The following is a 12,665-nucleotide window of genomic DNA, read 5'->3' as shown; positions in this document are numbered from 1 at the left end:
ACCCAAAGAAGAATATGGACACACCAGGAGTCAGGCATATCAATCCCGGGTTCAGGAAACCCAAATTCAGCAGGATAGAGATACGTGACATATCTATAGCCATCCTGGTGTTGAGCGTATCTTTCACACTCATCTATAGGAACAACAATGGTTTCTTCAGTGACGATTATGTCACCAACATCCTCTGCTGGTTCGGTGTGTCGTTCATTTTCGTGATAACGAGTTTCATGATGCATGAGATGGGGCACAAATTCACTGCGCAGAGATTTGGTGCATGGTCCGAATTCAGGATGTATCCGTTCGGTCTGATGATATGTCTGATTTCATCATTCTTCGGATTCCTCTTCGCCATGCCTGGCGCCGTCTACATAAACGGATACATAACAGAGGAACAGAACGGTAAGATCAGTGTCGCAGGGCCTGCTGTGAACATCGTACTCTGTGCTATATCGCTCATATTGGCGATGATATTCGGCGGAATGTACTCGAAGGTCGGAGCGATACTTCTGGTGCTCGCATACCTGAACTCTTTCCTTGCTGTCTTCAACATGCTTCCGATCGGACCGCTTGACGGTGGTAAGATATTGAGATGGAATGGCATGGTCTATAGCATGATGATCGCTTTATCCATAGCGTTCCTCATCATCACTCGCATCGTCATCAATGCTTGATCAACCGATCATGTACTCGTAGATGTCATAACGTACGGTATCGTAAAGACGATATCTTATCTCCACAGGTTTCCCATCGCCGATGAATTCTACGAAATCCATCATGCCTAGATAATAGAATTCTTTGGAACCTTCGTCATCCTTGTTCTTCCTCATGAAGAGGTGGATCGTCGTCCCGTTTGCTTTGTGATCGCGTACGCGGACCATGTTCTTAGCGTTACGACCCTCAGTGGACTTTGATACTGCCAATAATACATTACGATTCTCGAAACGATCATCATATCTCTGGGATTCCACGACTCCTTCGCCCTTCTTGTAATTGATGAACACGCAAAATGTGTTGCTATCTTCGTTGTACTTGTAACCGCCTATAATCTGAGCACTCACGTTCTGTGCCCGATTGCAGAAACGACAGACATCATCGTACGTGTACATCCTGTTCAGAACGAAATCGGTACCGCGATATGTGTTCTTGTAAAGACGTTCATTGTTGTCCTTTCCAAGGGCTATCAACCAATCGATATGACGTTTGAACCATTCATTCGACAACATCGAAAGATATGAATCGGACACATGATTGTCTTCCATTATAGAGATGTTATTATTGTAGAATGTTCCGTCGAAAACGCCGATGATGTTCTTCAACGCACTATCGGTTATCTTCGGACGTAATGAATGAATGAGACCGTTGAAATCATCACAGCCGTTGTTCAAAGCCTCTAAAGCAAGGATTTCCAACGATCTCTTACCAGGAGCGATTATCTTTGAGATGTATTTCAATACATCCGCCTGTTCTTTCGACAATGTAACATCATATTCCTTCTCAACACCCTTCGAAAGGAACTCATGATATGAACCCCACTTCTCGATGAATTTCAACGCATCGACAGAACCGTATTTTCTAAAATCGATCAACTCAGGAATGGAACCGATCTTGTTTCTGAGATCCTTGTATGCCCCCCTCAACATTGATGAATCTTTGAAATTTGCTTTGTCTATTGAATCGTAAATCCTCTTCTTCGTTATCTCATCAAAACTGATCGTGGAATTCCCATAAACCATCGAATCTCCAGCAGCTATGAACTTCCTTGCTTCGCTCTTATTATATGAACGGTCATCGGAAAGAGCCAGAGGGATGTTGTAATTCTTCTCGTAATTGGCTACAAAGTCAAGTACGACCAGGAAATCTTTCCCACCGTTTTTTCTCAACCCTCTCCCCAATTGTTGAATGTATACGATGGGAGATTCTGTGGGGCGGAGCATAATCAACTGGTTGATCGAAGGTATGTCTGTGCCCTCTTTGAATAAATCAACGGAAATGAGGTAATCCAAACACAATTCCCCTTCATCCAATTCCAACCTTTCAATAAATCCTTCCACAACATCCGGTGACAGATTACCAGATACCCACTCCGTTCTCAGACCTTTACGATTGAATAGTGTCGACAGAATCTTTGCTTCATCTATCCTTTGACAGAAGATAAGACCTTTCAACCTCTTACCTCCATGTCCATAGAAACGTGCTTCACTCACTATATGGTCGACCCTAGATTCGTAATCAATCTTTTTGAACAATGACAGGTCATCAACTGTTTCTCCTTCAAGTGTCAAATCCGATAATCCAAAATAGTGGAATGGACAAATGAGATTGTATTCCAGTGCCTCTTTCAAACGTATCTCGTATGCAATGTTATGGTCAAAAAGAGAGTATATATCATAACCATCGAGGCGATCAGGCGTAGCCGTCATCCCAAGAAGGAATTTTGGATTGAAGTATGATATGATACGTTGATATGTTTCGGAACCAGCGCCATGTGCTTCATCGATGAGTATGTAGTCAAATCTATCACGTGAAAATAAATTCAATACATTTGGATTAGACATGGTTTGTCTCGTAGAAAACATACAATCTGCACCAGTATCGCCTTCTAAGACATCAAAAACATGGATACTACGAGTGCCACCCATTACTTTCTCAAAACTTTTTACAGATTTGAACAAGACGTTCTTTCTATGGACAAGGTACAGGAACCTGCCGCCGAAGACCTTGGCGTCGAATGCTGCAAGGTATGTCTTTCCGCTTCCTGTCGCAGATATCACCAATGCTCTCTTTCCGCCTTCATCCCTTATGCGCTTCAGATTCGCTAATGCATCTGACTGCATCCTATTCGGAACTATCCTCTCTGCAAGCGAACTCGCATTCGATGTTTCAAGAGCGACACTTTTACGATAATCTCTGAGTTCGTCATAGATATCTTGGTATGATCTTATCCATTCAGTAGTTACAGGTGTAGATGATTCGAAGAGTCTGTTGAATTCCGACACCATCTCCTCTGCGATCTCACCAGATGAGTTAGAATTCAGAAGAACGTTCCACTCGCAGTTCGAACACAACGCCTCATTAGTGAGATTGCTGCTCCCGATGAGGATGTCATAACCGCCATTCCTCTCGAAGATGTAACATTTGGAATGCATCCTGGATTGCTCTTCTGTTACTATCCTCAATTCTATGTTCGAAAATGCGATCAATCTGCGCAACGCCTCAGGCTGTGTGAAGTTCTGATATTGGGATACGATGATCTTCCCATGAACTCCTCTGTTCATGAGATTCTTGAATTCATTCAAAAGAGCGTTCACTCCACCGTATGTGACGAATGCTACGGAGAACATGAAACTGTCACATGAGGCCATTTTGCTCTTCAATGACGTTATGACCTTCTCTCCGCGATCATAATCATTGGTGATGAATTGCGGAGTCAATGATTCATCAGCAGATACGGATGAATCTATGAATCCCTTGTGAAGTCCTGAGTATAACAATTGTTCATCCATTCTGTCGACCTGTTTCCTATTGTGCGTTCACCAAATGCGGGTGCGAAAGAAGACTTTTTCCAGATCGTCATCTAACGCCAATATGATCATGTCGTTGGCATCAGCCTATGCTGCTTTATAATTACCGGAAAATCAGGTTCGGACGAACAAACGTCCAGAGAATATGTTAGCAAAGAATTGATGAATTAATGGGTTTGAGATATGTGGGCTGGAGGCCCACGACATCCTCACATGTAGTCCTTACAGGGATACCTAAGAGGTACCTTACCAAGGATCGATCCTTCCCACTGCTCCAACTTTCCAGGGTTGAGTATGTTCTTGGGATCGAATGCCTGTTTGATCGCTCTGATCGTTGAGAGCTCTGTCGCCCTCTCCTTCTGGAAATCAGGCGCTTTGGAGATACCTACTCCGTGTTCTCCTGTGACGGTGCCGCCGAGTTCGATACAAACATCGAATATCTCGCTCACTGCCTTCACGCCTCTGTCCCACTCATCCTTGTCAAGCGGGTCCAAGAGCATCTTCGTGTGAAGGTTACCGTCCGATGCATGTCCGTATGTCGCTATCGTCACCCTGTACTTCTCTGCAATCTTCTGGAATGCAAGTACCGCATCAGGTATCTTCGAGACAGGGACGCCCATGTCATCAGCGAGTGATACTGATGAGAATCCGGGTTTCAATGCGGACAATGATGTCATGACTGCCTTCCTTGCGGATGTCCATGCTGCGATCTGTTTCTTGTCGTGTGTCGCAGTGACCGTCGTAGCCCCGATGTCCTTAGCGATCCTCTCGACCGTTTTGAGATCCCTCTCGACCTGTTCAGGCTCTCCATCGCATTCAACGATGATCAATGCCTTACAATCAGGGAGCGGGTTACCCTGCGAGTTATTCACAGCTTCGATCGATACGGAATCCATGAGCTCGCATGATGCCGGGATCAACGGTTCCGCTATGATCGCAGAGATACATTTTCCTGCATCATGGACTGAATTGAACGAACAGAGACAGGATGCCGTAGATTTGGGTTTGGCCAAGAGCTTGATCGTGACCTTTGTGATTATACCCAATGTACCCTCGCTTCCACAGAGAAGACGGGCCAACTGATATCCTGATGAATCCTTTATGGTCTTCGTACCGGCATTCACGATCTCTCCGTTAGCCTTGACGAATGTCAATCCAAGAACGAAATCCCTTGTCGCACCGTATTTGACCGCCCTCATTCCCGATGCGTTCGCAGCGACCATGCCTCCGATCTCGCAAGCCTCCGCAGATCCGGGGTTGCAAGGGAAGAAGAATCCGTATTTACCGATGGCAGCGTTGAAATCGTTGTACACACAACCTGCCTCGACCTCTGCCCACAGATCCCCGACACTTATCTGAAGGACCTTGTTCATCCTGCTCATGTCCATGACGATACCGCCCTTGATAGGTACGGCTGAGCCACAAAGTCCTGTACCTGCGCCTCTGGGGACCACGGGTATGTTGTAGGCATCTGCGATCTTCATGACCTCGGACACCTGTTCCGTGGACCTGGGCTGTATGATCATCTCTGGTGTCGTATGGAATATTGATGCGTCGAAACCGTATGTGTACAGGTCAGCGACCCTTGTCGAATAACCTTCCTTTCCGACTATCTTCTCGATACTGTCTATAATCTTCTGGTTCACGGATATCACCTATTTGCTATACACCAATAGCTAGCTGTATTATAAAACAGTCGTTCCGACAGATACTCGAGGCTAGTGTCGAACAAAGGTGTAATATGTAACTTGCCTATCCTCACCCCATGAAGACAAAGATCGTACTTCTCGGCCCTCCTGGGGCAGGTAAGGGCACCCAAGCAGAGATCCTCTGCGATAGGTTGGGTTTCGTGAGCCTTTCCACCGGAGATATGCTCCGTGAGGCTGTAAGGAATGGTACAGAACTAGGAAAGAAAGCCAAGGAATACATGGACGCCGGAGGACTCGTGCCGAATGATGTCATCATCGGCATGATGAAGGAGAAGATCGATGGCCTCGATGGTGCATTCCTCCTTGACGGTTTCCCAAGGACCATCGAACAGGCTGATGCATTGGGAGAGATCCTCGATGTGGACATGGCCTTGAACATAGATGTTCCTGATGAGATACTCGTACAGAGGCTCACTCAGAGACGTTCATGCCCTGACTGTAAGGCTGTATACAACCTGTCCAACAAACCCCCGAAGAAGGAAGGCATCTGCGACAAATGCGGTGCACAACTCTATCAGAGGGATGATGACAAGGAGGAGACTGTGAAGAACAGGCTTGATGTCTACAGGAAGAACACATTCCCCCTCATCGACTACTACCAGAAGAAAGGAAAACTCGTCACCGTCAAGGGGGATGAAGGTAGTATCGAAGATATCTTCAAGAAGATCGAAGGTATCGTAAAGAATTGAATGGGATATACTCCCATTCAAACTCTTTTCATATTCTTACATATCATAGTGGCTTGGATGGATTCTATCCAGGCCACTCTTTCAACCAATCGATTATGTTGACGATCCTGATGCCATCGATATCATCCAACATGAATCTGTCATACGTTATCACAGTCTTAGGATAATTGTCTGAGATGGCCCTCAGAGGTCTGAGCTCCCTCTCTCTGGTTGATTCGTCCTTAATATCCATACATACCTGGAAGTATGATGGCCTATGCAAAGGATCCACCATGAAATCGACCTCATATCTACCTACAGAACACACACATACGTCGCCATATCTGTAAATGAGTTCATTATAAACGACATTCTCCAAAATGCCATCCATATCATCTTCCCTGAATGTACTAAGGTAGTTCCTTACGCCAAGATCCTGAGCATAGAACTTATCCTGTGTCTTGAGATATTCCAATGTCTTGATGTCCATACGCTTTGCACGTAGGGCGATGAATGCCTCTTCGATGTATTCCAGATATTCCTCGATCGCATTATGACTTAGTTTGATCCCGCTACCCGTTATGACATTGGATATTTTTCTTGACGATGTTCTGTCACCGATGTTACGCATAAGGAATCTGATGAGATTGCTCAGACCGACAGGATTCCTTATCTGGTGTCTCTCGACAACATCCTTGACGTATACGGTGTTGTATATTCCAGATATCATCTCCGATATGATCCTCGCGGGTTGTCTATCCATTGAGATCGTGATCGCAGGAAGTCCCCCGTAGCGAATGTAATCGCTGAACAACCTTTCATCGGAGTGTAAACTATCTTTTCTGAACTCGATGTATTCAGAGAACATCAGGGGCGCCACTGATATCTCGACAGCCCTACCAGATAATTTTGTAGAGAGTTGCGAAGACAACATCTTCGAATTGGAACCTGTGATGTATATGTCTGCGCCATGGTCATAGAATGTTCTGATGGATGATTCCCATCCATCTACATTCTGTATCTCATCGAAGAACAGATATTTCCCTTTCCCTACTTCGATATTGGATCTTACGAGATCGGTCAAAGCCCTATGATCCCTAGGGGTGTTCTCATCATCCTCTTCAAGGTTGATGTAGAAGATGTCCTTCGGATCGATATTGGAGGCCATGAGTTCCGATCTGAACATGTCCATCAAAGTGGATTTGCCTGTTCTACGTAGGCCTGTTATCGCTTTGATGAATGGGGCGTCCTTCAAAGCACGTAGTTGATCCATGTATTGCTTACGTGGATGCAAGGGCCAATTGTGTTCTTCCATGATGTTATCTATGTCATACAAATTGATATAATTATCTAAACTGTAATTTATAGAAACCAAAATTGATTGAAATATGATTTTGTAATCTATGAATTACATTATGACAGTGATGATCTGCAAGACTGTTCCCCACATGGCGATGGAAGTGTGCATACCTGACGATGGTTCGAATGAACCTCTTGAAAATACATGGGCCGTGCCATACTCATTATGAAGCACGAGCAATGTGGTCGTTATTCGAAAGTTTTATTATAGGGTCCGATATAGTCCGTTCAACAGCCTCATAGTGTAGTGGTCAATCATCCTAGACTCTGGATCTGGGGACTGCAGTTCGAATCTGCATGAGGCTACCAATTTCTCATTCAATCATCATGTTCACTGGCTAGGAACATCGATTTATACGAATGTCACCATCATACGGACAATGACAGAGACATCTGGAAAGGATTTCACGACGATGGCGGTACTCGGTCTGGCGTACACCATTATCGGGATAGGTTCGATATTCGTATTCTTGGTCTATGTTGCAGACATCGCCATTCCAGAATTACTCTCGTTCAATGAGGATAATGCGTACAGCATCCTGTTGATAGGCATAGTCAATATCGCATCTGCGATTGGACTTCTCAAAAGGGTCAAGTACATGTGGTCCGCATCTTTGATGTTCATGATCGTCATACTCGCAGGGAGCATCATCGGATTGTTCTACATCGGACCGATGAGATACATACTGTCAATATTCACAGCGTTCGCTGTTCTCTATATGTTCTCAACCAATGCAAGACTCTGGTACGGCGTCTATGAAGAGACGAGATGATCAGAATTCTCTGGCCTCACCCGTTGCGAGATCCATGAAGTAATCAGCACTCTCTTCAGGGCCCCTAGCTATGAGCACATCGCCTGCGTTGATCGTCGTGAATTTATCAGGGCCGTATATGAACTGATTACCGCGCTTTATGGCGATGACATACATGCCTGAGATGCTTCCAAGCCTTATGTCGCCGAATTTCTTACCGACGAGTATAGAATCGTCACTCACGGTCGCTCTCTCGATCGTGACCTCCGATTCCTGTATGCTCATCTGTATTACCGGGTGTTCTCCCAATCCCCTCAATACGACATCGGCGATGGATGCGGCCGCGTTAGCGATCTCCTCCGCCGCCATCTGCAACCTCAGGATTACCGAGAACTTCGCAACGACATCAGGATTGTCCTTCGCAACATTCAGCAACTGCTCCTGTATCGCTGCCCCAAGCTCGTCCATCATGCCTTCGAGGAATATGACTTCCTCTGCGATCTCACTGTTGTTGTACAGTAATGAGGAATATGCCAGATCGACCATGAATTCGGATGTGTCCTTCAATTCGAGCAACATAGTCTCGATCTTGTTCATCATTCGTCATCACCATCCTTCTCCGGGAATTCCCATGGCTCCAATCCTGCTGCGAATCTCTGCAGACGTTCGAAACCTCCATCAGAACCACGAACGATGATATCATCACCGGCACGCAATTTGGCCGTATCATCAGGGTCGTATGTCCACCCATGACGATTCTTCAATGCGATTATCCTGGTACCTGTGCATGCCTCAACAGCCAAATCGCCTATCGTGTGACCTGCCATATCGGATTTGTCGGATATGCGCGTGATACGGAATTTCTCACCAGATTCATTGATGAGATTTGTTATGAACGGTCTCTTCTCGGGAGGGACATCGATCAATTTCGCTATATCTCCTGCAGATCTTGCGATCCTATCCGCCGCAGATGCGATCTGTAGGATCCCAGAAAGCTGTTTGGCCTCTTCCTTCGTCCTTGCGGCCATTATGACCTTCACACGGACAGCATACTTCAGATCCTCCATCTCATCCTGGATCTTCCTGACCTTCTCGACCATATCCCTGCTGTTGTACATCAAGGATGCATAGGCCAGATCGACAATGACCTCTGATTTGTCCTTCATCTCTGTAAGTATCTCTTGAACGGTCATGTCTATGTCATCGAGGTCCATGTATTCACCTGAGGATTCACTCATCAACAAGCACCTCCAAAAATTTCATCGGACGGCTATGACTGCCATCGGAATCATCATCGGAACCGGTAGACGGAATTGTCTGCATATCTAATCCAACATGAAGTCTATCCGAGTCGAGATATATAAGGCTTAGACCACGAGGGATGTTCAAGACCTCTGAGACAACACCGACCCCTATTAATAGTATATGTGCACTCACAAAATCGATTACAGCGATGTCATGAGGTGATTTTTTATGATGGTTGATGAGAGAAATACCGACGGATTCTTCATTCGTAACAAGTCGGTTTTCGTCATGGGCCTGATCTCATTGATCATAGCTGCAATAGCAGACCTCGTAGCAGGACTCTTCCTCAAAAGCATGGAGGAATACATCATACTCATCCCCGGGATGATGATCATGATCTATTCCGCGATCGGTATGCGCGGGAACATATTCGGTGCCATGGGTAGCCGTCTAGGTACATCGATGCACATGGGTACGTTCAAGATGAGTTTCAAGAAGAACAGTGTGCTCAGATCGAACATCGAAGCAGCGGTCGTGCTCACACTCAGCCTATCTGCGATCATGGGTGTGATCGGATGGGCCGTCATAGAATTGTTCTTCGAACGCACCATCGAACCATTATCGTTCATCTTCATCTCCCTTGTCGGCGGTATCCTAGCAGGTGCGATAGTCATCGTCTTCAACATAATCATCGCACGTGAGGGATACAAGAGGGATTGGGATGTGGATAACATCACTGCCCCGCTCATCGCAGCCGCAGGGGATATCGCGACCGTGCCGATGATCTATCTCGCCACATGGATGGTCCTGAACACGGACAGGATATTCATCGATATCACATGCATCCTGTTGTTGGCATTGACGGTCTTCGTCACCGTGGCTCTCCTGAAGAGAAAGGTCAAGAGAAAGAAGAAGATGGACGAGGCTAAACGCATAGTGAAGCAATCCATGCCTGTCCTCACCATATGCATATTCTTCGAGATAGCCGCAGGGATGATCGTGGAGAGCGGTACGAGTGCTGTCGTGAAATATGGCGTTCTCCTCGTACTCCTGCCTGCATTCCTGAATGAGGGGAATGCTTTGTCAGGTATGCTCACCTCCAGGCTGAGTTCCATGTTGCACATAGGTACCATGGAATCAAGGAAATACCCCAATGGTCCGGCATATGAGAACTTCCTCATCATCTACATATTGGCGACGATCACATTCCTGTTCATAGGAACGGCCGCATACATCGTACAACCCAGCGGATTGGGATATGGAACACTCATGGCCATAGTGCTGATAGCTGGTCTCCTCACGACGACGGTCATCAATTTCCTATCATACTACGTCGCAGTGTCGGCCGTCAAGTTCGACCTCGATCCGGATGACCATTGCATCCCGATCACATCATCCATCATGGACATGGTGGGAACTGCGATACTCGTCACGATCATAACCATGATGATCTGAACATATCGACATCCGATGTGTGCACAGACATCCTGCGACCGACTAGCTTATTATCTTATAGGAGATAGGGCACACAATAAGCGAGGCAATCAGATGATCAGCAGAGATGAGATTCTGGCAAATCTTGACGGATATGACGCCAAGAAAGCGAAGATCGGAGTTGTCGCATCACACTCAGCACTTGATACATGTGACGGAGCTACATCAGAAGGATTCAAGACCGTTGCTATCTGTCAGAAAGGAAGAGAGGCGACCTTTGACAAATACTTCAAGAAATACTACAATGCGGACGGAAGCATTTACCGTGGCGTCGTGGATGAGACCGTCATCCTTGACAAATTCAATGGTATCCTGGATCCCAAGGTCCAAGAGAAGATGATGAAAGATAACATCCTCTTCATCCCGAACCGTTCCTTCGTATCATACTGCGGAATAGATGCAGTCGAGAATGACTTCAAAGTACCGATGGTCGGAAGCAGGAATCTCCTGAGGTCCGAGGAAAGGGGAGATGAGAAGGACTATTATTGGATCCTCGACAAAGCCAATCTCCCTGCACCCAAGAAGGTCGAGAAGCCCGAGGACATCGATAATGTCGGTCTCACGATCGTCAAAGTCCACCACAAACAGAAGAAACTCGAAAGAGGATTCTTCACAGCGAAATCATACGAACAATTCTGTCAGAAATCAGAGGAACTCATCAAGGATGGTGTGATCGAGGAGAACTTCCTCGAATCCGCAAGGATGGAGCAGTACATCATCGGACCTGTGTTCAATCTCGATTTCTTCTACTCCCCTCTTGAAGAGAAAGGATCCAAACTCGAACTCTTAGGAATCGATTGGAGATTCGAATCATCCCTCGATGGATTCTGCAGGCTCCCTGGTAAACAACAGGTGGAGCTCGAGAACGATGGTATCCTCCCCGAATACACCGTATGCGGTCACAACTCTGCAACACTCAGGGAATCCCTCCTCGACAAAGCCTTCGAACTCGCCGAGAAATACGTCGAAGCTACGAAGAAATATTACGATCCCGGAATCATCGGCCCATTCTGTCTTCAGACATGTGTCGATAAGGACCTTCACTTCCACATCTATGATGTCGCACCACGTATCGGAGGAGGGACCAACGTCCACATGGCAGTAGGTCACCCGTACGGTAACTCACTCTGGAGAAGAGAGATGAGCACTGGCAGAAGGTTGGCCATGGAAGTCAGAAAGGCCATAGAACAGGACCGTCTCGACGAGATTATCACGTGATGGTGACCTTATGAGGAATATCAACAAGATCATCACGATGGTTATGGTACTCACGTTAGCGTTGGTACCATTCATCGTCCTCGATGATGGGTCGGATGCAGCATCCGATTTCAATTGCGGGGAAATGAAAATTACGAAAAGCTTCGACGATATGTCGGGCGGCACGATAATGGTGCCTGTCGAGAATAAGACCAATGACCTTATGACCGTGACCATCACCGTTAAGGACACATCCAGCAAGAAATTGTATGCAGAGGATAAGTTCGAGATAACGGCCAACGGCGAAACGGAATGCAAACTGAGTTGGAACTTCGGAAGTTCAGGCGACAAGAGAATCTCCGTGAGCGTATCCAATGGAAGCGAGACAGAGACCTTCGAGAGGACGATAAGTGTAGAGCACTCGATCTGGAAGGATCCTGTCACATACATCGCGATCGTTGTGGCCATCATAATCATCGCGATCATGATCTTCATAAAGATGCGTTCCAACACCGATGCTAAGGCGAAGGAGATGAAGGGAAAGAAAGAAGAGAAGATCTTCACTAAGATGGCTGAGGAGAAGAAGAACTCCAAGGTCGAATCGAAACCCTCGAACCCTGTATCCTTAGAGAAGAAGACTTACGACGGTTCGAAACGTAACAGACGTAAGTGATTTGTTTCGATGGAGGTCACCTGCACCCTAAGGTGCAGGGGCCTTCA

The 12,665-nt window shown here is 46.3% G+C and carries 11 protein-coding genes and 1 tRNA gene; 7 read left to right on the top strand and 5 right to left on the bottom strand.

The window, feature by feature from the left end:
• Positions 1-14: 14 nt before the first annotated feature.
• On the top strand, positions 15-671 hold the full coding sequence (locus ACI2NF_RS04655; protein WP_400197065.1) for a site-2 protease family protein: 657 nt from the start codon (positions 15-17) through the stop codon (positions 669-671).
• On the opposite strand, the gene ACI2NF_RS04650 is transcribed toward ACI2NF_RS04655, so the two are convergent.
• Both ACI2NF_RS04650 and ACI2NF_RS04645 read right to left on the bottom strand, forming a co-directional pair.
• The gene (locus ACI2NF_RS04650) at positions 672-3,503 is read right to left on the bottom strand and encodes a DUF3427 domain-containing protein (RefSeq protein WP_400211147.1); all 2,832 of its coding nucleotides are present in this window, start codon (positions 3,501-3,503) and stop codon (positions 672-674) included.
• A gap of 227 nt (positions 3,504-3,730) precedes the next feature.
• Complete coding sequence (locus ACI2NF_RS04645) at positions 3,731-5,167, bottom strand: FAD-binding oxidoreductase (protein ID WP_400205379.1); 1,437 nt, start codon at positions 5,165-5,167, stop codon at positions 3,731-3,733.
• Positions 5,168-5,286: 119 nt separating this feature from the next.
• On the opposite strand from ACI2NF_RS04645, the gene ACI2NF_RS04640 reads away from it, so the two are divergent.
• Positions 5,287-5,919 (top strand): adenylate kinase, encoded by a 633-nt coding sequence (locus ACI2NF_RS04640; protein ID WP_400147989.1) that lies wholly within the window; start codon positions 5,287-5,289, stop codon positions 5,917-5,919.
• Positions 5,920-5,983: 64 nt separating this feature from the next.
• Here the strand turns inward: ACI2NF_RS04640 and ACI2NF_RS04635 are convergent, their stop codons facing one another.
• Positions 5,984-7,213, bottom strand: coding sequence for an ATP-binding protein (locus ACI2NF_RS04635; protein ID WP_400147987.1), 1,230 nt, complete (start codon positions 7,211-7,213; stop codon positions 5,984-5,986).
• 277 nt (positions 7,214-7,490) lie between these two features.
• Here ACI2NF_RS04635 and ACI2NF_RS04630 point away from each other — a divergent pair.
• Together ACI2NF_RS04630 and ACI2NF_RS04625 are read left to right on the top strand one after the other, a co-directional pair.
• A tRNA-Gln gene (locus tag ACI2NF_RS04630) sits at positions 7,491-7,566 on the top strand.
• A gap of 71 nt (positions 7,567-7,637) precedes the next feature.
• Positions 7,638-8,030, top strand: a complete 393-nt coding sequence (locus tag ACI2NF_RS04625) for a hypothetical protein (RefSeq protein WP_400147985.1) — start codon at positions 7,638-7,640, stop codon at positions 8,028-8,030.
• On the opposite strand, the gene ACI2NF_RS04620 is transcribed toward ACI2NF_RS04625, so the two are convergent.
• Both ACI2NF_RS04620 and ACI2NF_RS04615 read right to left on the bottom strand, forming a co-directional pair.
• A complete protein-coding gene (locus tag ACI2NF_RS04620; RefSeq protein ID WP_400211146.1) occupies positions 8,031-8,609 on the bottom strand; it encodes a potassium channel family protein in 579 nt (192 codons plus the stop codon).
• Positions 8,606-9,247 carry a potassium channel family protein gene (locus tag ACI2NF_RS04615; RefSeq protein WP_177971493.1) on the bottom strand — a complete coding sequence of 214 codons (642 nt, stop codon included), beginning with the start codon at positions 9,245-9,247 and terminating at the stop codon, positions 8,606-8,608. The genes ACI2NF_RS04620 and ACI2NF_RS04615 overlap by 4 nt, the downstream gene beginning before the upstream one ends.
• 235 nt (positions 9,248-9,482) lie before the next feature.
• On the opposite strand from ACI2NF_RS04615, the gene ACI2NF_RS04610 reads away from it, so the two are divergent.
• From ACI2NF_RS04610 to ACI2NF_RS04600, 3 genes are all read left to right on the top strand, one after another.
• Positions 9,483-10,709 carry a magnesium transporter gene (locus ACI2NF_RS04610; protein WP_400211145.1) on the top strand — a complete coding sequence of 409 codons (1,227 nt, stop codon included), beginning with the start codon at positions 9,483-9,485 and terminating at the stop codon, positions 10,707-10,709.
• Between the two features lie 93 nt (positions 10,710-10,802).
• Positions 10,803-11,966 (top strand): formate--phosphoribosylaminoimidazolecarboxamide ligase family protein, encoded by a 1,164-nt coding sequence (locus ACI2NF_RS04605; RefSeq protein ID WP_400195701.1) that lies wholly within the window; start codon positions 10,803-10,805, stop codon positions 11,964-11,966.
• A 10-nt stretch (positions 11,967-11,976) separates the two neighbouring features.
• Positions 11,977-12,618: a hypothetical protein gene (locus ACI2NF_RS04600; RefSeq protein ID WP_400147977.1), complete on the top strand. Its 642-nt coding sequence runs from the start codon at positions 11,977-11,979 to the stop codon at positions 12,616-12,618.
• Positions 12,619-12,665 lie beyond the last annotated feature (47 nt).

The organism is Candidatus Methanarcanum hacksteinii, assembly GCF_964305265.1.
In the GTDB taxonomy this organism is placed as follows: domain Archaea; phylum Thermoplasmatota; class Thermoplasmata; order Methanomassiliicoccales; family Methanomethylophilaceae; genus Methanarcanum; species Methanarcanum hacksteinii.
This window is presented reverse-complemented; position numbering and strand designations above follow the sequence as displayed.

Coding starts and splice junctions, on each gene's coding strand:
- ACI2NF_RS04655 (WP_400197065.1), top strand. CDS start 15: ATGGACACACCAGGAGTCAGGCATATCAATCCCGGGTTCAGGAAACCC.
- ACI2NF_RS04650 (WP_400211147.1), bottom strand. CDS start 3,503: ATGGATGAACAATTGTTATACTCAGGACTTCACAAGGGATTCATAGAT.
- ACI2NF_RS04640 (WP_400147989.1), top strand. CDS start 5,287: ATGAAGACAAAGATCGTACTTCTCGGCCCTCCTGGGGCAGGTAAGGGC.
- ACI2NF_RS04635 (WP_400147987.1), bottom strand. CDS start 7,213: ATGGAAGAACACAATTGGCCCTTGCATCCACGTAAGCAATACATGGAT.
- ACI2NF_RS04625 (WP_400147985.1), top strand. CDS start 7,638: ATGACAGAGACATCTGGAAAGGATTTCACGACGATGGCGGTACTCGGT.
- ACI2NF_RS04620 (WP_400211146.1), bottom strand. CDS start 8,609: ATGATGAACAAGATCGAGACTATGTTGCTCGAATTGAAGGACACATCC.
- ACI2NF_RS04615 (WP_177971493.1), bottom strand. CDS start 9,247: ATGAGTGAATCCTCAGGTGAATACATGGACCTCGATGACATAGACATG.
- ACI2NF_RS04610 (WP_400211145.1), top strand. CDS start 9,483: ATGATGGTTGATGAGAGAAATACCGACGGATTCTTCATTCGTAACAAG.
- ACI2NF_RS04605 (WP_400195701.1), top strand. CDS start 10,803: ATGATCAGCAGAGATGAGATTCTGGCAAATCTTGACGGATATGACGCC.
- ACI2NF_RS04600 (WP_400147977.1), top strand. CDS start 11,977: ATGAGGAATATCAACAAGATCATCACGATGGTTATGGTACTCACGTTA.